At 73.1% G+C, this 21,519-nt stretch carries 23 protein-coding genes and 1 tRNA gene; 10 read left to right on the forward strand and 14 right to left on the reverse strand.

The genetic code is table 11. The features are described 5' to 3' along the window. Window positions 1-55 precede the first annotated feature (55 nt). The 8 genes from AC5JJ1_RS21975 to AC5JJ1_RS22010 form a co-directional block, all read right to left on the reverse strand. Window positions 56-1,015 (reverse strand): Bug family tripartite tricarboxylate transporter substrate binding protein, encoded by a 960-nt coding sequence (locus tag AC5JJ1_RS21975; RefSeq protein ID WP_495787249.1) that lies wholly within the window; start codon window positions 1,013-1,015, stop codon window positions 56-58. Beyond that, a complete protein-coding gene (locus tag AC5JJ1_RS21980; RefSeq protein ID WP_495787250.1) occupies window positions 1,012-2,064 on the reverse strand; it encodes an Ldh family oxidoreductase in 1,053 nt (350 codons plus the stop codon). Before AC5JJ1_RS21980 ends, AC5JJ1_RS21975 begins: the two co-directional genes overlap by 4 nt. Before the next feature lie 44 nt (window positions 2,065-2,108). Next, window positions 2,109-2,516, reverse strand: a complete 408-nt coding sequence (locus AC5JJ1_RS21985; RefSeq protein ID WP_495787251.1) for a hypothetical protein — start codon at window positions 2,514-2,516, stop codon at window positions 2,109-2,111. Between the two features lie 3 nt (window positions 2,517-2,519). Beyond that, a complete protein-coding gene (locus AC5JJ1_RS21990; protein ID WP_495787252.1) occupies window positions 2,520-2,882 on the reverse strand; it encodes a nuclear transport factor 2 family protein in 363 nt (120 codons plus the stop codon). Between the two features lie 91 nt (window positions 2,883-2,973). Beyond that, on the reverse strand, window positions 2,974-3,834 hold the full coding sequence (locus AC5JJ1_RS21995) for an HpcH/HpaI aldolase/citrate lyase family protein (RefSeq protein WP_495787253.1): 861 nt from the start codon (window positions 3,832-3,834) through the stop codon (window positions 2,974-2,976). A gap of 10 nt (window positions 3,835-3,844) precedes the next feature. Beyond that, on the reverse strand, window positions 3,845-5,038 hold the full coding sequence (locus tag AC5JJ1_RS22000) for a CaiB/BaiF CoA transferase family protein (protein ID WP_495787254.1): 1,194 nt from the start codon (window positions 5,036-5,038) through the stop codon (window positions 3,845-3,847). Then, the gene (locus AC5JJ1_RS22005; RefSeq protein ID WP_495787255.1) at window positions 5,038-5,895 is read right to left on the reverse strand and encodes an HTD2 family dehydratase; all 858 of its coding nucleotides are present in this window, start codon (window positions 5,893-5,895) and stop codon (window positions 5,038-5,040) included. Before AC5JJ1_RS22005 ends, AC5JJ1_RS22000 begins: the two co-directional genes overlap by 1 nt. Then, complete coding sequence (locus AC5JJ1_RS22010; protein ID WP_495787256.1) at window positions 5,880-7,034, reverse strand: aminotransferase class V-fold PLP-dependent enzyme; 1,155 nt, start codon at window positions 7,032-7,034, stop codon at window positions 5,880-5,882. Before AC5JJ1_RS22010 ends, AC5JJ1_RS22005 begins: the two co-directional genes overlap by 16 nt. 38 nt (window positions 7,035-7,072) lie before the next feature. Between AC5JJ1_RS22010 and AC5JJ1_RS22015 the strand changes: the two genes are divergently transcribed. The 3 genes from AC5JJ1_RS22015 to AC5JJ1_RS22025 all read left to right on the forward strand — a co-directional run bounded on the left by AC5JJ1_RS22015 (window position 7,073) and on the right by AC5JJ1_RS22025 (window position 9,148). Beyond that, on the forward strand, window positions 7,073-8,674 hold the full coding sequence (locus tag AC5JJ1_RS22015; RefSeq protein WP_495787257.1) for an FAD-dependent monooxygenase: 1,602 nt from the start codon (window positions 7,073-7,075) through the stop codon (window positions 8,672-8,674). Continuing rightward, window positions 8,671-8,850, forward strand: coding sequence for a hypothetical protein (locus AC5JJ1_RS22020; protein ID WP_495787258.1), 180 nt, complete (start codon window positions 8,671-8,673; stop codon window positions 8,848-8,850). The genes AC5JJ1_RS22015 and AC5JJ1_RS22020 overlap by 4 nt, the downstream gene beginning before the upstream one ends. Before the next feature lie 94 nt (window positions 8,851-8,944). Then, window positions 8,945-9,148, forward strand: a complete 204-nt coding sequence (locus AC5JJ1_RS22025) for a hypothetical protein (RefSeq protein ID WP_495787259.1) — start codon at window positions 8,945-8,947, stop codon at window positions 9,146-9,148. Window positions 9,149-9,478: 330 nt separating this feature from the next. Here the strand turns inward: AC5JJ1_RS22025 and rpmB are convergent, their stop codons facing one another. After that, a complete protein-coding gene (rpmB, locus tag AC5JJ1_RS22030; protein ID WP_495787260.1) occupies window positions 9,479-9,781 on the reverse strand; it encodes a 50S ribosomal protein L28 in 303 nt (100 codons plus the stop codon). A gap of 158 nt (window positions 9,782-9,939) precedes the next feature. Between rpmB and AC5JJ1_RS22035 the strand changes: the two genes are divergently transcribed. Genes AC5JJ1_RS22035 through AC5JJ1_RS22050 form a run of 4 tightly spaced genes read left to right on the forward strand, consistent with a single transcriptional unit; the run spans window position 9,940 to window position 13,641 of the window. After that, entirely contained in the window at window positions 9,940-10,692 is a 753-nt protein-coding gene (locus tag AC5JJ1_RS22035; RefSeq protein ID WP_495787261.1) for an SDR family NAD(P)-dependent oxidoreductase, read from the forward strand. A 15-nt stretch (window positions 10,693-10,707) separates the two neighbouring features. Then, complete coding sequence (locus AC5JJ1_RS22040) at window positions 10,708-12,216, forward strand: amidohydrolase family protein (RefSeq protein WP_495787262.1); 1,509 nt, start codon at window positions 10,708-10,710, stop codon at window positions 12,214-12,216. Between the two features lie 34 nt (window positions 12,217-12,250). Beyond that, window positions 12,251-12,613 carry a SnoaL-like domain-containing protein gene (locus AC5JJ1_RS22045; protein ID WP_495787263.1) on the forward strand — a complete coding sequence of 121 codons (363 nt, stop codon included), beginning with the start codon at window positions 12,251-12,253 and terminating at the stop codon, window positions 12,611-12,613. Between the two features lie 53 nt (window positions 12,614-12,666). Beyond that, a complete protein-coding gene (locus AC5JJ1_RS22050) occupies window positions 12,667-13,641 on the forward strand; it encodes a Bug family tripartite tricarboxylate transporter substrate binding protein (protein WP_495787264.1) in 975 nt (324 codons plus the stop codon). Window position 13,642: 1 nt separating this feature from the next. Here the strand turns inward: AC5JJ1_RS22050 and AC5JJ1_RS22055 are convergent, their stop codons facing one another. Further along, window positions 13,643-13,993, reverse strand: a complete 351-nt coding sequence (locus AC5JJ1_RS22055) for a hypothetical protein (protein WP_495787265.1) — start codon at window positions 13,991-13,993, stop codon at window positions 13,643-13,645. A gap of 147 nt (window positions 13,994-14,140) precedes the next feature. On the opposite strand from AC5JJ1_RS22055, the gene AC5JJ1_RS22060 reads away from it, so the two are divergent. After that, window positions 14,141-15,388, forward strand: a complete 1,248-nt coding sequence (locus AC5JJ1_RS22060; protein WP_495787266.1) for a Gfo/Idh/MocA family protein — start codon at window positions 14,141-14,143, stop codon at window positions 15,386-15,388. A 10-nt stretch (window positions 15,389-15,398) separates the two neighbouring features. Here the strand turns inward: AC5JJ1_RS22060 and AC5JJ1_RS22065 are convergent. From AC5JJ1_RS22065 to AC5JJ1_RS22075, 3 genes are all read right to left on the reverse strand, one after another. After that, a tRNA-Tyr gene (locus tag AC5JJ1_RS22065) sits at window positions 15,399-15,480 on the reverse strand. A gap of 37 nt (window positions 15,481-15,517) precedes the next feature. Continuing rightward, a complete protein-coding gene (locus AC5JJ1_RS22070; RefSeq protein WP_495787267.1) occupies window positions 15,518-16,072 on the reverse strand; it encodes a hypothetical protein in 555 nt (184 codons plus the stop codon). Next, on the reverse strand, window positions 16,069-17,091 hold the full coding sequence (locus tag AC5JJ1_RS22075; protein ID WP_495787268.1) for a class I SAM-dependent methyltransferase: 1,023 nt from the start codon (window positions 17,089-17,091) through the stop codon (window positions 16,069-16,071). The genes AC5JJ1_RS22070 and AC5JJ1_RS22075 overlap by 4 nt, the downstream gene beginning before the upstream one ends. 181 nt (window positions 17,092-17,272) lie before the next feature. Here AC5JJ1_RS22075 and AC5JJ1_RS22080 point away from each other — a divergent pair, with 181 nt between their 5' ends. Both AC5JJ1_RS22080 and AC5JJ1_RS22085 read left to right on the forward strand, forming a co-directional pair. Next, window positions 17,273-18,940, forward strand: coding sequence for a peroxidase family protein (locus tag AC5JJ1_RS22080; RefSeq protein WP_495787269.1), 1,668 nt, complete (start codon window positions 17,273-17,275; stop codon window positions 18,938-18,940). 20 nt (window positions 18,941-18,960) lie between these two features. Beyond that, on the forward strand, window positions 18,961-19,386 hold the full coding sequence (locus AC5JJ1_RS22085; RefSeq protein ID WP_495787270.1) for a hypothetical protein: 426 nt from the start codon (window positions 18,961-18,963) through the stop codon (window positions 19,384-19,386). Between the two features lie 5 nt (window positions 19,387-19,391). On the opposite strand, the gene AC5JJ1_RS22090 is transcribed toward AC5JJ1_RS22085, so the two are convergent. After that, the gene (locus AC5JJ1_RS22090) at window positions 19,392-21,485 is read right to left on the reverse strand and encodes a BTAD domain-containing putative transcriptional regulator (protein WP_495787271.1); all 2,094 of its coding nucleotides are present in this window, start codon (window positions 21,483-21,485) and stop codon (window positions 19,392-19,394) included. Window positions 21,486-21,519: the final 34 nt, after the last annotated feature.

Here is a 21,519-nt window from a genome sequence, read left to right on the forward strand (position 1 = left end):
ATGCCGAACAGATTCGCCGATATCAGGCCCGTTGGGAATCCGACAGGCTGCTAGCTCAGTCGATCTGGATGCCGGCGCGGCGGATCGCCTCGCCGTAGCGGGCGATCTCGACGCGGACGAGGGCGGCGGCCTCGTCCGGGCTGCCGCCGGCGGGCTCGAAGCCGGCCTCGCGCATGCGGGCCTGGAGTGCGGGCTCGGCGAGCGCCCGGATCGCCGCGGCGGACCAGCGGCGGAGCACCGCCGGCGGGAGGCCGGGCGGGCCGTAGAGCATGTACCAGACATCGAGGTCGTAGCCGGGGATGCCGCCCTCCATCACCGTCGGCAGCTCCGGCAGCGCGGCGACGCGGCGGGCGGTGGTGACGGCGAGGCCGCGCAGCAGCCCCTGGCGGATGCCGGGGAGGACGGAGGAGAGCGTGTCGAAATTCACGTCGACCACGCCCTGCGCCAGGTCCATCACCACCTGGCCGCTGCCGCGATAGGGGACATGGATCATCCGCACCCCCGTCGCCTGCATGAAGAGCTCGGCGGCGAGGTGCTGGCTGGTGCCGACGCCGTTGCTGGCGAAGTTCAGCTGTCCCGGCCTGGCCCTGGCCAGGGCGACGACGCCGGCGAGGTCGCGGGCGGGGGAGTTCGCCGGGACGGTGACGACCATCGGCACGGCGGCGACGAGCGTGATCGGCGTCACGTCCCGCGCCGGGTCGAAGGGCGGGGCGCGCATGGCGAGCGGGACCTGCACCATGTTGCTCACCGTGCCGAGCGTTGCGGTATGGCCGTCTGGTCGGGCGCGGGCAGTGGCGAGCGCGGCGATCGTCCCGCCCCCGCCGGTGCGGTTCTCGACGGCGACGGGCTGCGCGAAGTCGTCGCCGAGTCGGGCGGCCAGCAGGCGGGCCAGGATATCCGTGCCGCCGCCGGGGGCGAAGCCGACCAGCAGGGCCACCGGGCGGGAGGGAAAGGCCTCCTCGGCCGCCGCGGCGGCGGGGAGGAGCAGGCCGGCGAGGGCGTGGCGGGGGATCACGCGCCGAGCCTCGGCGCCTGGAGCTCGTCGGCGAGCCCGTCGAGCTGGACGCGAAGCGGGGGCGGGACCGGGATGCCTTCCGCCGCGCGGCGGCTGCGCGTCGCCGCGCTCTGCTCGCCGGGGAGGAAGATGCGGTCGACGCCGGGCAGCCGCTCGCTGCCGCGGATCTCGCGGGCCAGCGCGTCGACGCGGCGGCGGAACTCGGCGGGGTCGCCGAAGGCGGCGAGGTCGATGGCGAGGATCGCCTGGCCGGTATTGGTCGCCCTGGTGTCGTCGGCGTTGAAGTCGACCACCTCGCGGCCCATGGCGGCGCCGTTCAGCGTGCCGGCGAGCAGGCCGAAGATCAGCGCCAGCCCATAGCCCTTGTAGCCGCCGATGGGGAGCAGCAGCCCCTCCCCTGCCCGCTTCGGGTCGGTCAGCGGCTGGCCCTGCCGGTCGATCATCCAGCCCTCGGGCATCGGCTCGCCGCGCTGGGCGCGCAGCTTGACCTTGCCGTAGGCCGCGACCGTCGTCGCCATGTCGAGGACGATGGGCGGCTCGTCCTGCGTGGGCACGGCGACGGCGATGGGGTTGGTGGAGAGCAGCAGCTCCAGCCCGCCCCAGGGCGGCAGGTGGTTGGCGCTGCCGACGGCGAGGTAGAGGCCGATCATCCCCGCCTCCATCACCATCCGCGCATAGAGGCTGGCGGGGCCGGCATGGTTGCCGTGGCGGACGCCGCACCAGGCGACGCCCTGGGTGCGCGCCTTGGCGATGGCGGTGCGGGCGGCCATGGTCGTGGCGAGATGCCCGAGCCCGTTGTCGCCGTCGATCAGGGCGGAGGCGGCGCGTTCCTCGATGATGCGCGGGGTGGCGCGGGGGTTCATCCCGCCGGCGCGCATGCGGCGCACATACTGGGCGAGGCGGAAGACGCCATGGCCGTCGGCGCCGATGAGGTCGGCCTCCGTCATCAGCCCGGCGACGAGCGCGGCATCGGCGGCGGGCACGCCCGCCGCCTCGTAGATGCCGGTCATGAAGCGACGCAGCGCCTCGGCCTGGATCAGCTCCCGCATCGGTCGTCCTCCCTTGGGCAGGGAGGCTAGACCGGGGCCCGGGCTCAGGCCATGGCCGCCGTCGCGGAGCGCTTCAGCCCGACATATTCGAGCTCCGCGATCAGCGCCGTGGCAATCGCCTGCACCAGGATGAAGCAGGCGCCGAGCGCATTCGGCGCGATCCAGCCGGGCAGCAGGAGCAGCACGCTGTCGAGCGCCCAGAGCGCATTGCCCGTGACGATGCCGAGCACCAGCAGTCGCGGCAGCTGCGGCCGGGTGCAGGCCCAGGCGAGCAGCGCGGCGAAGGCCAGCAGGAAGAGGCCGGACTCGCGCAGCAGCGGCAGCGGCAGGTGGAACCACCAGCCGAGCGGCGCGGCGCCGACCGCGAGCAGCAGGCCGAGGCCGGCGCAGCTCACCGCATCGAGCAGCAGGGCGCGGCGGAGGAAGGTCGAGGGGATGATCGCGCGCGTCATGTCTCAGGCCCCCGGCGCGAGGTCGGTGAAGCCGAGGACGCGGGCGAAGCGCCCATCGGCGGCCAGCTCGGCGATGTCGGTGCCGGCGGCGACGGCGGGGCCATCCCCGTCGGCGAGTTCCCAGGTGAAGCGGAGCAGGTCGTGATGGGCATCGACCTTGCCGGCGCGCCGGAAGCTGAGGCCAGGGAAATGCGCCCTCGCCGCACCGATCATGGCGGCGATCCCGTCGGGGCCACGGCCTTCCATCAGCGGGTCGGTGTAGGTCGCGGCCTCGGTGAAGGTCTCGCTGGCCAGCGCCGCGCGGCGGGCGGCATCGGCCTCGTTCCAGCAGGCGATGTAGGTGTCGATCAGCTGGTCATGCATCATTCTGTCTCCCGTGCAACGGCGGGAAGGTCCCGCCGATGCAGGGGAGGATGCGGAACCGGCCGCCGCCGGGCGATTACGCGGGAGGTAGAATTCAGCGCGCCCGCGCCAGGAGCCGGCGGGCGCGTTCCACGACGGGGAGGTCGATCATGGCGCCCTCGAAGGCGACGGCCCCCTGCCCCGCCGCCAGCGCCTCCTCGAAGGCGGCGATGAGGCGGCGGGCGCGCTCCGCCTCGGCCGGCGGAACGCCGTATTCCTCGTTGATGATCGGCACATGCGCCGGGTGGATGCAAGCGGTGCAGGCGAAGCCGAGCTTGCGGCTGCGCTGCAGGCTGGCGCGGTAGCCCTCGAGGTCGCGGAAATCGGCGAAGGCGCCGACCGAGCCGAGGGGCAGGATGCCGCTCGCCCGCGCCGCGGCCACCACCATCATGCCGAAGGCGTAGAGCATGTCGGCGCCGGGCTCGGCCTCCAGCTCGGTCGCAAGGTCCTCGGCGCCGAGGCCGAGCGCGGCCATGCGCCGGTCGGCGCCGGCGATGGCGGCGAGATGCAGCAGGGCCTCAGGCGTCTCGACGATGCCGATGAAGCGGGTATGGCCCTGCGACAGGCCGAGCGCGGCCTCGCGGGCGGTGACCACCTCGGCGAGCAGGCGGATGTGCTCCGGGCCCATCACCTTCGGCAGCATCAGCGCCGAGACCTCGGGCCGGATGGCGGCGGCGATGTCGGGCATGGCGAGGTCGAGCGGGCGGTTGATGCGGACCGCGAGCGCCTGCCCCTCGGCATGCAGCGCCGCAGCGGCGGCCGGGAGCGCGGCGCGCGCAGCCTCCTTCCCGGCCGGCGGGATGCTGTCCTCGAGGTCGAGGATGACGACGTCGGCGCCCCGCGTGTGCGCGCGGGCGACGAAGCGCTCGGCGGTGACGGGGACGAAGAGCAGGGAGCGCCAGTTCGGCAGGGTCATCGCGGTCTCCTCAGGCGGCGGCGCCGGACTGCAGCAGGGCGTCGATCTCGGCCTCGGCATAGCCTGCCTCGGCGAGGATGGCGCGGGTGTCGGCGCCGAGGCGGGGCGCGGGCCGCGTCGCCTCGCGCATGCCGCCGCGGAAGGTGACGGGGGTGCGGGTGCGGCGGATGCGGCCCTCGGTCGGGTGCTCGTCGCTCTGCCAGAAGCCGACATCGCCGAGATGCGGGTCATCCAGCAGGTCGTCGATGGAGTTGTAGCGCGCGGCAGGGACGTCGGCGGCGGCGAAGATCGCCAGCCACTCCTCGGTGGTCCTCTGCGCCAGCGCCTCGACCTGCACGGTGAAGTAGTCGGCGGCATGCTGCGTGCGGGTGATGGGGGTGGCGAAGCGCGGGTCGGCCTTCAGCTCGGGCCGGCCGATGGCGTCGAAGAAGGCGAAGGCCTGGCGGTTGTCGTTCGGGCGGATGGTGATGAAGCCGTCCCGCGTCGGCAGCGGGCGGTAGTCGGGCGAGAGCAGGCGGGCATCGCCGCTCGGCCCCTCGGGCGGGTCGAAGGTGGCCGCACCCAGATGCTCGCTGGCGACGAAGCTCGCCATGGTCTCGAACATCGGCACCTCGATCGCCTCGCCCAGGCCTGTCCTCTCGCGCCGGTAGAGGGCGAAGCCGATGCTTTGGGCGGCGACGAGGCCGGTGATGTGGTCGGTCATCACCATGGGCACGAAGCGCGGCTCGCCGGTGGCGCGCTCGAAGGTGCCGGCGACGCCGGAGAGGGACTGGATCACCGGGTCATAGGCCGGGCGGTTGGCATAGCGCCCGTCCGTGCCGAAGGCGACGATGCCGCAATGGACGAGGCGCGGGTTGAGGGCCTCGAGCGAGGCATGGTCGAGCCCGGCGCGGGCCAGTGCCGCGGGGCGGACATTGGAGACGAAGACGTCGGCGCCGGCGATCAGCCGCCTCAGCGCGGCGAGGCCCCCGGCCTGCTTGATGTCGAGGACGATGCTGCGCTTGTTGCGGTTGAAGTTGATGAACTTGCCCGACATGGCGGGCGAGCGGCTGCCGGCGGCGAGGGTGCGGAGGATGTCACCGCCCGGCGCCTCCACCTTGATGACCTCGGCGCCCTGGTCGCCGAGGGTGCGGGTGCAGATCGGGCCGACGACGACGGTGGTGAGGTCGATGACGCGGACCCCGTCGAGCGGCCCGCCCGCCATCAGGCGAACTCGCAGTCGAGCTGCCCGCAGAGATTGCCGTCGCGGTCCTGCACCCAGGTCGCGGCCTTGCCGGCATCGGGCGCGCGGCCGCAGAGGGTGACGGTGTCGCCGACATAGATCGGCCGCGTCAGCCGGGCGGTGAAGCCGGCGAGCCGGCCCGGCGTGCGCGCCACGGCGGCGTCGAGCAGGAGCTGCATGGTCAGCCCGCCATTCTGCACGGTGGCGGGGTAGCCCTCCTCGCCCCGGGCATAGTCGGCGTCGTAGTGAATGCGGTGCGCATTCCAGGTGAGTGCCGAGTAGCGGAAGACCAGCGGCGCGCTGAGATGCGCCTCGACGCGCCAGGCGGCATCCGCCGGGGCGGGTGCGGGCGGCGGAACGGGGCTCGCCCCGCCCGGCTTCGGCGCCTCGCGGTAGACGGCGTCGAACTCCTCCTCGGCGACGACCTGGCCGGCGACGCGCCAGGTGTGGCGCATGGTGAGCACGGTGATGAAGCCGGTGCGCGCCTGCTTCGGCAGGATGGCGGCGACCTCGGCGGTGCGCTCGGCCATGTCGCCGATGCGCAGGGTGCCTGGGATGGCGACGCGGCGGCCCGCGCCCATGCGGCGCGGCAGCGGGATGGGCGGCAGGACGACGCCGGGATGGGGGTGCCCGTCCGGGCCGATCTCGGATTGCCGCGGCGCCTCGTTGCAGAAGAAGCCGAACCAGTGGGGCGGCAGCGCATCGCCCTGGCGGAAGCCGGCAGGGTCCATGTCCAGCATGGCGGCGATGCGGCGGACCTGCCCGAGGGAGACGTCCTCCTCGACGATGCGCCTGCGGCCGACCCAGGCCTGCAGCGCCTCGCTCACCGGTCGCGCCATTCGGCGAGCAGGGCTGCCATGATGCGGTCGACATCGCCCATGGCATTGTAGCCATGGAAGCTGAAGCGGATGCGGCCGCGGCCGTTCCAGGCCCAGACGCCGCGCTGGACCAGCGCCTCGGTCAGCGCCGCGGCGCCGGGGCAGGCGATGCAGACGCTGGCGCCGTGCCGCGCCGGGTCGCGCGGGGTGGTGCTGGGGATGCCCTCCGCCTCCAGCCGGGCGAGCAGCGCCGTCGTCAGGCGCTGGACATGCTCGGCGACGGCGCCCAGCGGGAAGGCCGCGAGGTAGTCCAGCGCCGCGGCGAGGACATAGACGGCGCCATGGCCGGGGTTGCCGCGGGAGAAGCGCATCGCATCCGGCAGCAGCCGCAGGCCGGCGGCGTAGTCGGGGCGGCCCGTGTCGTCGATCGAGTGCCAGCCCGCGGTGCTCGGCGCCCAGTCCGGCTGGCGGGCGCGGTTCCAGTAGGCGATGGCGGTGCCGGTCATGCCGAGCAGCCATTTGTAGGCGGCCGAGAAGGCAAAGTCGGCGATGCGCGGGTCGATCGGCAGGTAGCCCGCCGCCTGGGTATGGTCGACGATCAGCAGGGCGCCGACCGCATCGGCCAGGCGGCGGAGGGCCGCAAGGTCGTAGCGCTCGCCGGTCAGGTAGGAGACGTGGGAGACGGCGATCATCCGCGTCCGCTCCGTCACCGTGGCGGCGAGCGCGGCGGCGTCGTTGGCGCGGGCATAGCGGATGGCGATGTGCGGGTGGCGCTGCAGGGCGACGGGGGCGACGAGCGAGGGATACTCATCCGGGTCGACGACGATGTTGTCGCCGGGCCGCCAGTCGAGGCTCTCGACCAGCATGGACATGCCCTCGGCCACATTGGCGACCAGGCCGATATCGCCGCGGTCGACGCCCCAGGCGGCGGCGGCGAGGCTGCGGGCGCGCATCACCTCCGCATCCTGGGCGTGGCGGCCATGGGTGCCGCGGCTCTTGTCGGCGGCGTAGCGGGCGAGCGCCGCGTCGTGGCGATGGAGGAAGGCGGTCTCGCCCCCGGCGCAGACATGCGTGATGCCGGCGGGGATGCGGAAATCCCGCGGGTCGAAGAGCGGCACGGCACTCGCCGCGGGGCGCACGGCCTCCGCCAGGCTGGACATGGCTTGGTTCCTCCCGAATTGCGGCGGATGATAGGCCGATGCCGGGTTTCGGCAAGCGGCGGAGGCGGGGCGGCATGGCGCTGAACCAGGCGATCTATGAGGACCTGCCGCGATTCCCCTACCGGCCCGTCGAGGGGCCGCAGCGGGCGCCGGTGGCGGTGCTCGGGGCGGGACCGGTCGGGCTCGCCCTCGCCGCGGGGCTGGCGCGGCATGGGGTGCGCTGCACCGTCATCGAGCCACGGGGGGCGGTGAGCTTCGGCAGCCGGGCGATCTGCATCAGCCGGCGCTCGCTCGAGATTTTGGAGGGGTTCGGGGTGGCGGCGCCGCTGCTGCGGGCCGGGCTGCCCTGGCGGCGGGGGCGAAGCTTCTGGCAGCGGCACCAGGTGCTGGAATTCGAGATGCCGGACGGGCCGGAGCAGCGGCATCCACCCATGCTCAACCTGCAGCAATGCTTCACCGAGCAGCTGCTGGTCGATGCGCTGGCGGAGCGGCCGGAGGTCGATATCCGCTGGCACAGCCGGATGCTGGGGCTGGCGCAGGGCGAGCGGGGCGTCACGCTCAGGATCGGCACGCCGGAGGGGGAGTACGAGCTCGAGGCCGAGTATGTGGTCGCGGCGGATGGGGCGCGGAGCCCGGCGCGGGCGGCGCTCGGCCTATCCCTCCGGGGCAATTCCTATGAGGGACGGTACCTGATCGCCGACATCCGCCTGCGCTCGGAGAGCCCGACGGAGCGGCGGGCCTGGTTCGACCCGCCTTCCAACCCCGGCTCCACCCTGCTGATGCACCGGCAGCCGGGCGACATCTGGCGCATCGACTACCAGCTCGGCGAGGAGGAGGATGCCGAGGCGGCGCAGCGGGAGGAGGCGGTCCGGGCGCGGATCGACGCGCATCTGGCGGCGATCGGCGAGCCCGCGGAGTATGAGCTGGTGCTCATCAGCCTCTACCGGGCGCATTGCCTGACGCTCGACGCCTACCGGCACGGGCGGGTGCTCTTCGCCGGGGATGCGGCGCATCTGGTGCCGATCTTCGGCGTCCGGGGGCTCAACTCCGGCATCGACGATGCGGGGAATCTCGCCTGGAAGCTGGCGGCGGTGCTGCGCGGCGAGGGCGGCGAGGCGCTGCTCGACAGCTATTCGGAGGAGCGCGTCTTCGCGGCGCGGGAGAATATCCGGGCGGCGCGGAAGTCGACGCTCTTCATGACGCCGCCGACGCGAGGCCATGCGCTGATGCGGGAGGCGGCGCTGAGCCTCGCCGTATCGCAGGACTTCGCCCGCGCGCTGGTCAATCCGCGGCAGAGCAGCGCCATCGCCTTTCCAGGTTCGCCCCTGCAGACGGCGGAGCAGGGCGAATGGCGGGCCGGGCCGGAGGTCGGGGCGACGCTGCCCAGCCTGCCGATGGGCGACGGGCATCTGCAGGCGATGATTGGCCCCTCCCCGACGGTCCTCGCCTCGGGCGGGGAGAAGGTGCCGGAGGGAGTGAGGCTGGTGGCGGTCAGGGATCCGGCGGTGCGGGCGGCGCTGGGACTGGCGGGGCCGGGCGCGGGCTACCTCCTCCGCCCGGACGGGCATGTCGCCTGGCGCTGGCAGGGCTGGGATGCGGCGGGCCTCGCCGCGGCGCTGCGGCGGATGCTGGGGCGATGAGCACGGACGAGATGACGGAGCGGCTGTGCGAGCAGCTCGCCGAGGCCATCGCCGCGGCGGGCCCGGAGCGGGAGGCGCTGCTCCTGGCGAAGCTCGCCCTGCTGCTCGGGCGGGAGGTCGGCGACGCGGAGCGGGTGGCCGCGGCGATCGGGGTGGCGCTCCGCGACCTGGACTAGGACCCGCCAAGTTCACGGGCAGAGCCGGGCGTTTCCCCTCCCTTTCATAAAAATCCTGCCCGCATAACTCGGCCGAAGGCTTGCAGGACTGCCGATGACCGACGCGACGATGGTGAGTCCCGAAGCCGCTGCCTGGGCGGTCCGGCTCCTCATCGGCCGGGGGCCTGTCGCCGCGGACGAGATCGAGTTCCACCGCCGCAATCCCGGCCTCGAGGCGCTGCGCATCGCCTTCGCGCAGATGGCGGAGTTCCGCCAGTTCCTCGGCGCCCTCGCACGAGGCCTATCGCGCGCCGCTTAACCTCCATCGGCGGCGACGAGATCGACCGACATGTCGACCTGCCGCCCTATGCGCTGCCGCATCCCAAGCTGCTGCTCGATCCCTATGTCAGCACCTCGGTCGGCCTCGTCGTGCGAAAGGCCGGGGCCTAGCGCGGCCCCTCCCCGCCTCGGCTGGCGGAGGCGGGGAGGGGCGAAAGGGGATCACCGAAGGCTGCGACGGCCGGCCAGGCTGATGCCTTGGCGCGCCGGTTCCGAAGCAAGGCAGCGGCGCCTCGCGGTAAAGGCCACACGGGTCGACGCAAAAAGCCGGGCTCTCGCCCGGCTTCCCGTCAAGGCATCGGCGGGCGGCTCAGGCCGCGGCGCCGGCCTTCTTCGCCTGGGCGCGCAGGATGCGGCGCTTCAGCACCTGAGCCTCGACCGGGAGCTTCCGGTTCGGGGTGGTGATGAGGAAGGCATCGAGGCCGCCATTGTGCTCGATAGTGCGGATGCCGTTGGTGGTCAGGCGCAGCTGGATGCTGGTGGCCAGCACGTCCGAGAAGAAGGACGACTCCTGCAGGTTGGGCAGGAAGCGACGCCGCGTCTTGTTGTTGGCGTGGCTGACGTTGTTACCCGTCAGGACGCCCTTGCCGGTGATGCCGCAGCGGCGGGCCATGGTGCAAATCCCAAGCGCAATGGCGCGCGGCAGGAGGGGGCAGGCCCCTACCCCGCGCGCGGTGGTGTGGAAGGTGGGGCGATATGCCCCGCGGCGGGGGTGGCGTCAAGACCGCGCTTGCGCGAGGCTCGGCGAAACATGGACGGGAGGACAAGCCGATGCGGCTCGCCAACAAGATCGCCCTCGTCACGGGCGCGGCCTCGGGCATGGGGGCGGCGACGGCGCGGCTGATGGCCGCCGAGGGGGCGAAGGTCGCCGTCGCCGACCTGCTGGAGGCGGAGGGCGAGGCAGTCGTCGCCGGCATCGCGGCGGCGGGCGGGACGGCGCGCTTCATCCGCCTCGACGTCGCCGAGGAGCCGGCCTGGGAGGCGGCCGTCGCCGCCGTCGTCGAAGCCTGGGGCGGCCTCGACATCTTGGTGAACAATGCCGGGATCTCGGGCAGCGCGACCAACGACCTCTACGATACCGGGCTCTGGGACCGGATCATGGCGGTCAATGCCCGGGGGACCTTCCTCGGGGTGAAGCATGGCGTCGCCGCGATGCGCCGGCGGGGCGGCGGGTCGATCGTCAACCTGTCCTCCATCTCGGGCAATGTGGGGCAGGAGCGGATCCACTGCGCCTACAACGCCTCGAAGGCCGCCGTCCGGCTGCTGACCAAGTCGGTCGCGGTGCAGGAGGGGCCGGCGAAGATCAGGGTGAACACCATCCACCCGGGGCTGATGCCGCCGATGCGCACCTCGGGCGCGACGGCCGACCCGGTGTTCCGCGCGAAGATGCTGGAGCATGTGCCGCTCGGGCGGTCGGGGGAGGTGGATGAGGTGGCGCGGGCCATCCTCTTCCTCGCCTCGGACGAGGCCTCCTACATCACCGGGGCGGAGCTGCATGTCGACGGGGGCTACCTGGCCTGCTGAGAGGGGGAACGGCGCATGGCGATCGCGGAGAAGGGCTTCCTGCTGGTTCGCGGCGCGTTGCTCGCCGACCCCTCGAAGCGGCGGGGAGAGCCGGCGGATGTGCTGATCGAGGACGGGGTGGTCCGCGCCCTCGGCCGCGGACTGGCGGCGCCGGAGGGCACGCCCGTCTTCGACGCCGCCGGGCTGCTGATGCATCCAGGCCTCATCAACGCGCATACCCACGGCCATTCCGGCCTCGCCAAGGGCATGGGCGACCGGTGGACGCTCGAGCTGCTGCTCGCCGCCTCGCCCTGGATCGGCGGCGGGCGGACGCTGGAGGACAAGAAGCTCACCACCCTGATCTGCGCCGCCGAGATGGTGGCGAAGGGCTGCACCGCGGCCTACGACCTCTACTACGAGTTCCCCCTGCCCTCCCGCGACGGGCTGGATGCGGCGGCCGCGGCCTATGCCGAGGCCGGGATGCGGGCGGTGATCGCGCCGATGGTCGCCGACCGGACGCTCTACGAGGCGATCCCCGGCCTGATGGAGGCGCTGCCCGACGCCCTGCAGGGCCAGGTGGCGCGGCTCCGCACGATGCCCGCCGAGCAGACCCTCGCCGCCATCGGCGAGGTGCTGCGGCATTGGCGCTGGTCGGGGCAGGACATCCGCGCCGGCGTCGCGCCGACCATTCCGCTGCATTGCGCCGACGACTTCCTGTGCGGCTGCGCCAGGCTGGCGCGGGAGCATGGCGTCGGCCTGCACAGCCATGTCGGCGAGAGCAAGGTGCAGGCGGTGGTCGGCCGCAGGCAATACGGGAAGACGCTGGTCGCCCATCTCGACGGGCTCGGCCTGCTCGGGCCGGACTTCACCGCGGCGCATGGCGTCTGGATGGATGACGACGACCTCAGGCGCATGGCCGACCGCGGCGCCTCCATCGCGCACAACCCGGGCAGCAACATGCGGCTCGGCAACGGCATGTTCCCGCTGCGCCGGGCGCTCGATGCCGGCTGCAATGTCGGCATCGGCACCGATGGCGCGAGCAGCGCCGACAACCAGAACATGTACGAGGCGATGCGCTACGCCTCCATGCTCTCCAAGGTGCAGACGCCGGACCCGCGCGCCTGGGCCAGCTCCGAGGAGGTCTACCGGGCGGCGACGCTCGGCTCGGCGCGGGCGCTCGGCTTCGAGGATCTCGGGCTGATCGCGCCGGGCTACAAGGCGGACATCGTCTTCCTCGACCTCGGCAGCATCAACTGGGTGCCGCACCACTGGTCGACCAACCAGATCGTCCATGCCGAGGATGGCGGCGGCGTGCGGCACGTCATGACTGGCGGGCGCTTCATCGTCCGCGATGGGCGGCATGTGGGGATCGACCTGGCGAAGCTGGCGCGGGAGGCGGAGGCGGCGCGCGCCCGGCTGGAGGCGCTGAATGCCGAGTGGCACGAGCTCTACCTCAAGCTCGAGCCGGTGGTGGCGAGCTTCTGCCCGGCCATCGCGGCGCAGCCCTACCCTGTGAAACGCTACCTCTGCGACGCGCCGGGCTGATATCCTTGCCCTCTCCGACGGGAAGGGATGGGGCATGGACACGCAAGCCGTCGCGGCGGAATTCGCCGCGCTCTGCAAGGCCGGCCAGTTCGAGGAGGCGGGCGAGCGCTTCTGGGCCGAGGAGATCGTCAGCATCGAGCCGATGCCGGGCGAGATGGCCGTCCTCCGCGGCAAGGCTGCGGTGAAGCGCAAGGGCGACTGGTGGTATTCCAGCCATGAGATCCACAGCGCCGAGACCCACGGGCCCTTTGTGAACGGGGACCAGTTCGGGCTGCGCTTCCAGCTCGACGTCACGCAGAAGGCCTCCGGCCAGCCGATGCAGATGGAGGAATTCGGCCTCTACACGGTGCGCGACGGCAAGGTGGTGGAAGAGCGCTTCTTCTTCCGCACGGGATGAGACATTGGCATGGGATTGGCATAGTAGGATCCGACCTCGCTCGGATGCCCGCCATGACCTTCCCCCGCCGTGCCCTGCTTGCCCTCCCCGCCCTGGTCGGCGGCGGGAGGGCTGCCCATGCGCAAGCCGCCTGGCCGGAGCGGCCGATCCGCTGGGTGGTGAATTTCCCGCCCGGCGGAGCGGCGGACACGCTCTCGCGCATCCTGGCCGAGCAGATCGGCGCCGGGCTCGGCCAGCCGATCGTGGTCGAGAACCGGCCGGGCGCGGGCGGCATGGTGGGGGCGGAGATCCTCGCCAAGGCGCGGGGCGATGCGCATTTGGTGATGATGTCGAGCGCCGCCTCGCACGGGATCGGGCCGGCGCTCTATCCCGCGACGCCCTATGACCCACTCGCGGATTTCAGCCATGTCGCGCTGGTCGGCACCTTCCCGAGCGTGCTCGTCGTCAATCCCGGCGTGCCGGCGCAGAGCCTGGCCGAGTTCCTGGCGCTGGCGCGGGGGCGGCCGGGCGGCCTCGCCTTCGGCACCGGCGGCAACGGCACGATGAACCACCTGACCGGCGTGCTGCTGGCCCGCGCGGCGGGGGTGGAGCTGACGCATGTGCCCTATCGCGGCTCGGCGCCGGCGCTCGCCGATGCAATGGGCGGGCAGATCCCGGCGGTGATGGAAAGCCTGCCGATCGCCCTGCCGCATCTCCGCGCCGGGCGCCTCCGGGCGCTCGGCACCAGCGAGCCGGGGCGGGACGCCACGCTGCCGGAGGTGCCGAGCTTCGGCGAGGCCGGCTTCCCGGCCGTGCAGAGCACCAACTGGTTCGGCTTCTCGGCGACGGCGGGCCTGCCGCCCACGGTCATCGGCCGCTGGCAGGCGGTGATCGAGGCGGCGCTGGCCGATGCCCGCCTGCGCGAGCGCTTTGCCGCCATCGGCGTGGTGCCGGGGCGGATGGGCCCGGCGGACTACACGGCCCTCATCGGCGGCGAGCTGGGGCGGTGGCGGCAGGTGATCCAGGAGGCCGGGGTGAGGCCCGACTGACCTACCATCGGCGGCGATCCTCCTCCCACCGCTGGCGCTCCTCCCAGGCACGGCGGCGCTGCTCCTCCTCCCAGCGGCGGCGCTCCTCCCAGGCTTGCCGGCGGTCTTCCCAGGCCCGGCGGCGGTCCTCCGCCTCGTGGCGCCTGGCCTCGATGCGGTAGCGCTCCTCCTCCACCCGCTCGCGCTCGGCCTCGGCGCGGCGACGGTCCCACTCGGCGCGCTCGCGGTTGGCCTCGTCGGGGCGGCGGTTGCGCTCGCGCTCATCCTCGCGCCATGGGTCACGCCAGGGCTGGGCGAGGGCGCTGCCGGGCAGGGCGAGGACGAGGGCGGCGATCAGGCTGCGGCGGTGCATGACATCCTTCCTTGCATGCGGGAGCGAACGTCCTGGCCGTGGCACGCCGGTGGCGGCGCCATGGCGGGTTCGGGGCATGGCACCCGACGAACGGGGCAACCCCGAAGCGGGCCGCCCGTTCGGCCGGGGACTCAGGGGAATCTCGCCATGGCTGATCACGACCTGCCGCGCCGCGGCCTCGTCCTCGCGGCCGCCGCGCTCGGCGCCGGCGGCGCGGGCTACCCGCCCCCCTCCCCCATCGACAGCGGCCATGTCGAGGGCGGCCGGGTGCAGTTCCCCGACTGGCGCGGCCCGGCCGACCCGCCGGGCGGCGGCGCGCCGCAGCCGCAGCCGCCGGGCGAACGCATCGGCTTCGCCGTCATCGGCCTCGGCCGCATCGCGCTGGAGGAGGTCCTGCCGGCCTTTGCCGAGGCGAAGGAGGCGCGGGCGGTGGCGCTCGTCAGCGGCAGCCCGGCGAAGGCGCGGGCGGTCGGGGCGCAGCACGACATCCCGGAAGGCGCCATCCACGGCTATGCCGAGATGGAGCGGCTGCGGGAGAATCCCGCCGTGCAGGCGGTCTACATCGCCCTGCCCAATGCCATGCACCGGGAGTTCACCGAGCGGGCGGCCGCCATCGGCCGGCACGTGCTCTGCGAGAAGCCGATGGCGAACAGCCTCGCCGACTGCCAGGCCATGGTCGGCGCCTGCGAGCGGGCGGGCGTCAGGCTGATGATCGCCTATCGCTCGCAGTACCAGCCGCATCACCGGGCGACGATCGCGCTGATCCGGGGCGGCGAGCTCGGCCGGCTGCGCTTCATCGAGGCCGCCAACACCCAGGTCAACGGGCCCGGGCCGCAATGGCGCTACAGCCGGGAGATGGCCGGCGGCGGGGCGCTGCCGGATATCGGCCTCTACTGCCTGAACGCGGCGCGCTACCTCACCGGGGAGGAGCCGGTGGGGGCCTTCGCCAGCATCGAGAGCCCGGCCGGCGACCCGCGCTTCGCCGAGGTGGAGGAAAGCATCGCCTTCCAGCTCCGCTTCCCCTCGGGCGTGATCGCCCAGTGCCTCAGCAGCTACGGCACCTACGAGAACCGGAACCTGCGGCTGCATTTCGAGCGCGGCAGCATCGAGATGGCGCATGCCTTCGCCTATCGGGGCCAGCGCCTCGTCGTGCAGCGGCGGGCCGGCGAGGTCGGCGCGGAGGAGGAGCGGATCATCCGGCCGAAGAACCAGTTCGCGCAGGAGATCGACCATTTCGCCGCCTGCATCCGCGCGGGCAGGCGGCCGCATACGCCGGGCGAGGAGGGCGTGCAGGACCAGGCGCTGATGGAGGCGCTCTACCGCTCGGCAAGGGAGGGAGGCCCTGTGCGGCTGGAGCCGCCGCCGGGGCCGACCCGGGGACCGGACCCCGTCTGAGGACGGGAAATGGAGGGGGTTGGATTCGAACCAACGTAGGCTGAGCCAGCGGATTTACAGTCCGCCCCCTTTAGCCACTCGGGCACCCCTCCGGGGAGCCGGGGGGATATCCGGCTTCGCCCTGCCCTGTCAATGCGCCGAAGCCTCGCCCGGCGCGAGGACCTCGCCGAGCCAGGGGGCGCGCCAGCCCTCCATCTGCCAGGCGAAGGCCTCCGCCCCGCCGAGCGAGGGCCCCGGCACGTCGACCCTCACCTCGCCCGCCTCGTTGGGCCCGCGGCGGAAGGCGGAGCGGCCCGCCGCCTCCAGCCGGAGCGCGCTGGCCGGGCCGATGAGGCGGGCGGTGCCCTCGCCCGGCTGGAAGGTCCCGGCGACCGTCATCCCGGCCGGCAGGTGCCGGGCGAGGAGGAAATTCTCGCCCTCCCCGCCCCCGGCCAGACGGAGGCCGAGGAAGGTGGTCCGCGGCCGGAGGCCGAGCGGCGGCGGCGCGTCGGGCGGCCCCTCGGCGGCGCCGGCCTCGGCGATGGTGAGGTACTCGCCCTCCGCGCCCCAGCGGCAGAGGATGAGCCAGGCGGCATGCGGCGGGCCCTGGCGGTGCGGCGCGTCATAGGGCGCCTGCCGGAGGCTGGCCCGCATGGCCATCAGGAAGCCCTGCGGCACCATCATGCGCGGCGCGACATGTCTCATGCGGTCTCCCCCCGTCGGATGATCTCGAGCATCTGGGTCTCGCGGTGGCCGCCCTGCACGACCCGGCAGAGCGCGGTCTCGGCCGGCGGGACGCCATGCGCCAGGCGCATCACCCCCGCCGCGTCGCGGAGGAAGCGCACCCAGTCGCAGCAGGCCTCGAGGTAGCCGGCATCGGCCGTGTCCCGGTCGGCGTTCAGCACCACCAGCCGCCCGCCCGGGCGCAGCAGGGCGAAGCAGGCCGCGGTGACGGTGTGGGCGAGCCGGTCGGTCAGGTCGTCGAACAGCGTCGTCGCATAGATCAGGTCGAAGCCGCCGCGCGGCAGCGTGCCGTCGAAGGTCGCCTTCGGGCTGCGGTGCAGCGTCTCGATGCCGCGCGCCGCGTGCTCCATCTGCACCATGGCGAGGGAGGCGGCATCCTGGTCGAGGGCGACGAAGCGGCCGATCCGCCCGGCCTGCACCGCCTGCGACAACTCCGCCTCGCGGAGATGGCCGCAGCCGAGGGCGAGCACATGCGGGCTGCGCCGCGCCTCGGCGGCCGCGTCGATCCTCTCCGCCACCAGCGACAGCCGGGCCCGGGCGGCGACGCCGCCGGGCGCGGCGTGGTCGCGGCGGAACAGGGTGAGGCCGAGGGCGCTCACCTGCTCGTTCTTCAGCGCCGCCTCGCCGCGATAGAGCATGTCGAGCATCGGCGCGTCGCCGGCATAGCCGCGCGGCTTGCGGAAGCCGCGGCGGGCGAAGGGGTTCTCGTGCAGCAGCGCCAGCAGCGGATGGGCCCGGAGCGCGGCGATGCTGCGCTGCCAGGTGGCGGGGGCGGCGGTGTTGCGCAGCCAGCGGAGGCCATCGGCCAGCGCGTCGAGCACCGGCGCCGCGGGGTCCGCGCCACGCAGGCGAACCAGCGCCTCGTCGAGCAGATGGCGCGGGTCGGCCGCGGCGGAAGCCAGGTGAGCGGGCGCCGACGGACGGAGGGCCTGCGCCAGGGGAACTCCCTTGGGGGCGGCCTGCAACGGCATATGGGTCATGCTCGCCTCACTGCTTTCATGGCCACCATCGGGCGGGATGGCCATCGCATGACGGACCATGGCAGGGCTTGCGTGACCCCAGCGTGATTGCGGGCGCCGCCCCGCCGCGTGGCGGGAAATCACGCTAGGTTCACGCAGGCGCCCGCAGCATGCCCGGGACAATGCCGGAAGGGGGTCTCTGATGACGAAAAGCGGTTCTGCGGGGGCCTGCCCTCTCGGCGGCGCGGCGGCGAGCGGCATCCTCGGCCCGCTCCCCGGCTTCCGTCACCTCCTCGGCGAACCCGAAGCGGCGGAGCGCTTCCAGGTGGATGGGGAGGACCCGCGCTGCTCGCCCGCCGCGCTCGCCACCTTGCGGCGGCGGCTGCGCGGCCTCGCCACGCTGATGGGGACGCGGCCGCCGGAGGCGGCAGAGAATCCCAACCTGCCCGCCGGCTACACCTATCTCGCCCAGTTCGTCGCGCATGACATGGTCTCGACCAAAATGGCCTTCTGGTCGGCGGGCGGGCCAAATCCGGGCGTCGCCAACGTCCTCGGCGCGCCGCTCCGCCTCAGGACGCTCTATGGCGGCGGGCCGGGCGCCTGCCCCTTCGCCTTCGCGCCCGACGATGCGCGCGACCAGCATCGCAGCCGCTTCCGCCTCTCCGCTTATGCCGGCGCGTCGGGCGAGGCGGCGAGCTTCCGCGACATCGGCCGGGCGGCGACGCCGGGGACGCTCGGCAACCGTGGCGGCTTCGCCGGCGCCGGGCGGGGCGAGGCGCTGGTCGCCGATTCCAGGAACGACCAGAGCGCGCTGCTCTCCCAGCTCACCGCCCTGTTCCAGATGCTGCACAACGCCCTGCTCGACATGATCCCGACGCCGGGGACGCTTCCGGCCAGGGCGCTGCGCGAGCGGACGGCGGCGCGCTTCGCGGTGGCGCAGGAGGCGACGACCCTCGTCTTCCGCAGCGTGCTGCGCCACGACCTGCTGCGGCGGCTGCTCCACCCAGAGGTGCGCAGGCTCTACCAGAAGCCGGCGCCCGAATGGCTGGAGCCGGCGCCGGTGCCCGGCATCCCGCTGGAATTCTCGCACGGCGCCTTCCGCTTCGGACATGCGATGCTGCGCGACACCTACCGCATCGGCCGCTTCCCCGATGCCAGCCTTGCCGAGCTGCTGCGGCAGAACTCGACGCGCGGCCCGAACGCGGTGCCGCTGACGCGGGACTGGCTGATCCGCTGGTCGCAATTCTACAGGATGCCGGACCAGCCGCCGCCCAATCTCAGCATGAGGCTCGGGCCGCACTACACGCCCATGCTGATGGGCGACGGGCTGTTCGATGCGATCGAGCCGGGCGATCCGGCCGGCGTCGTCTTCCGCGACCTGATGAGCGCTTCGCTCGCCGGCATGCGCTCGGTCGGCAGCCTGGCGGCGCGCGTGGCCGCGATGCGGCCGGGGCTCGCCACGCCGTCGACGCTGCTGGGCAACCCGGCGGCACGGCAGGCGGCGCTGGCGGAGTGGCTCGGCTGCGAGAGCGATGTCAGCCTGCTGAAGGAGGAGGATGTCGCCGCGCTGGCGGCCGATCCGCCCCTGCCCTTCTACATCCTCTTCGAGGCGGAGCGTGAGGCGGAGGGCGAGCGGCTCGGCCTGCTCGGCTCGCTGCTGGTCGCCGAGACGATCTACGGCGCGCTGGCGCGGGAGCGGCTGGCCTCCGAGGGCGGTGGCGGGCTCGACGCCACCTTCGACCGGCTCTGCGCCACCTGGCTCGGCCGCTACCGTTTTCCCGATCCGCCGCTGGTGAGGAGCATGCCGGAGCTGGTGGCCTATCTTGCCCGCCAGCCCGGCCTGAAGGCCGCGGATCCCGCATTCATCTAATCCGCAGGAGGAGCAAGGGCATGGCCATCGATCCGACCGAGTTCGTCAACATGGTCCCGGTGAATTACGAGAATTGGGGCAAGCTGGTGAAGACCTGGGCCACCGGCGAGGACTACCTGCAGAACGGCCACGAGTATCCGGTGCCGCGGACCCTCGACGAGCTGAAGCGGCAGCTCAAGGCGGCGCATACCGGGCTGGTCCTGCCCAAGCGCATGCAGCACCTGGAGGTGGTGGTCGGGCGGAGCGACACCTTCCTGCTGCGCCTGCCGCCGCCCGACCTGATCGAGGCTGCCGAGAAGCATCTGGCGGAGAAGGACTACACCCTGCCCGCCTTCTACAACGACCTCTACGAGGGCGCGGTGCCGAAGCCGGTTCAGGACAAGGAGGCGCGGCTGAAGTTCCATGCGCAGCGCATCGGCGACTACTCGATCGCCAACTGCCAGTAGTGGCTCTACCAGTCCCCGTGCCGGGCGCCGTAGGTCGGCAGCCCGGCGGCGGCAATGCCGTCACGCAGGCGCGCCCACTCCTCGGCGCGGCGGATCGGATAGAGGTGCAGCAGCCAGCGCACCATGTCGAGGTCGCTCGGCAACGCCGCGGCGAACCAGCTCTGCCGCACCCCGCGGAGGAATTGCTGCGCTGCCGCCTCCGCCTCGTCGATGCGGCCGAGCCGCGCCAGCGCCGCCGCCCGCCAGGCCGGCAAGGTGCGGATGACATCCTGCGCCCGGTCGCAGGCCTCGAGCGTCCCGGCATCGTCGCCGCGCAGATAGGCAATCGTCACCTGGTAGCCCCAATGTGTCAGGCTCGGCATAAGCGTCATCTCGAGCGACTGCGCCGAGAGCTCCGCCGCCCGCTCGTGGTTGCCGGCGAAGCTGTAGAGCAGTGCGGCCGAGATCAGCGTCCAGCTGTCATTCGGGTTGAGCTCGCAGGCGAGGCGCATCGGCACCTCCGCCTGGACATGCTGGTCGCTCATCGCCAGCGACCAGGCCAGGGTCAGGTGCGCGCGTGAATCCGTCGGGTCGAGTTGCACGGCGCGGCGCGCCAGCTCCACCGCCCGCACCTCCCGCTCCCGGCTGCGGCGCTCGCCGGGATGGATGATGTGAACGGAGTTCTCCATCTGCGCCAGGCCGCTATAGGCCGAGGAGAAGCCCGGCGTGCGCTCGATGCATTCGCGGAAGAGCTGCCCGGCGCGGGCCCAGTTCTGCGGGCTGAAGCTGCGGATCATCGCCGTCGCGCGCAACCAGCGGTCGTAGCTCTCGAGCGAGACGTCGGACTCCACCGCGAGGCGCTGCAGCCGCGCCGAGGAGATCTGCAGGTTCAGCGCGATGGCAATGCGGCGGACGATGTCGCGGTGCGCCTCGAACCAGCCGTCGAGCTGCAGCTCCATCCGCTCCGACCAGATGAAGATGCCGCTGTCCTGCTCGGCCAGCGTCAGGACCAGGCTGATGCGGTCGCCCACCTGGTAGGCCGTCGCGCTGATGCGGTAGCGGGCGGAGACGCGGCTGCCTGTCTGCGCGGCGCTCGGCATGGATGGCCCGTCGATGACGAACCATTCGCGGAAGCGCACCAGGCAGGCGATGAGGTCATGCCGGAAGCCGAGCGCCAGGTGCATCTGGTCCGGGCCGACGCCGTTCACCGAGAAGGGCTCGACCAGGAGGGCGATGCGGGCAAGGGTGCCGGCGGGACGGGGCACCGGCGCCGGGGTGAGCGCCTCGAGCTCCGCCTCCGACAGCGCAACGGGCTCGGCGAGGCCGGGCGCGACGGGGGCGATGGTGCCGAGCTTGATGTCGGCGACGAGCGCCTGGGTCGCGGCGGAGGGCTCGGTGTCGTACTCCTCCTCCAGCAGGCGCCAGAGCTGCTCGTAGGCGCGCAGCGCGGCCACGGTGTCGCCGGCCTCGGCGCTGCCGCGCATCAGGTCGCGGCAGGCCTCCTCATGCGTCGGGTCGAGCTTCAGGATCGCCTCGGCCAGGCGCTGGCGCAGGCTGCGCGGCTGGCTGTCCGCGCGCAGCGCCGATTCGAGGGCGCGGATCAGCCGGTCATGGAAGGCCTGGCGGGTGACGCTCAGCCAGCCGCGGAAGGCCGGGTCGAGGTCGTCGAGGCCCTGCAGCAGCGCCTCGCTCAGCCGCGGCGTCGAGAGCAGCAGCGGATGGGCGATGCCGCGCTCGGCGGCGTGCAGCACGTCGCGCGCATCGGGGCGGGCCAGGGCCAGGTCGAGGCAGACGGTGAGGCGGCCGGCGCGGAGGGCGTTGCAGCCGACGGCCTCCATCGCCTCGCGCAGCTCGTGCACCACCTGGCGGAGCGAGGCGCGCGCCTTCTCCTCGCCCGTCTCGCTCCAGAGCAGGCCAACGAGGCGCTCGCGGCTTTCCTCGCCGCCCTCGCTCAGCAGCAGGTAGCCGAGCAGGGCGCGGGCCTTGCGGCTGCGGAGGCGCAGCTCCCGGCCGGCGAAGCTGGCGCGCAACGGGCCGAAGAGCGAGGCGTGCAGCATCCCCGGCGCCACCTGCCCGGCCCGGCCCTCCGATACCGTGGCCTGCTGCGGTGACTCCTCCATCGACTCCCGGCCTGGATGAAAGCGACGTAACCGA

It is taken from the genome of Belnapia sp. (assembly GCF_059504005.1).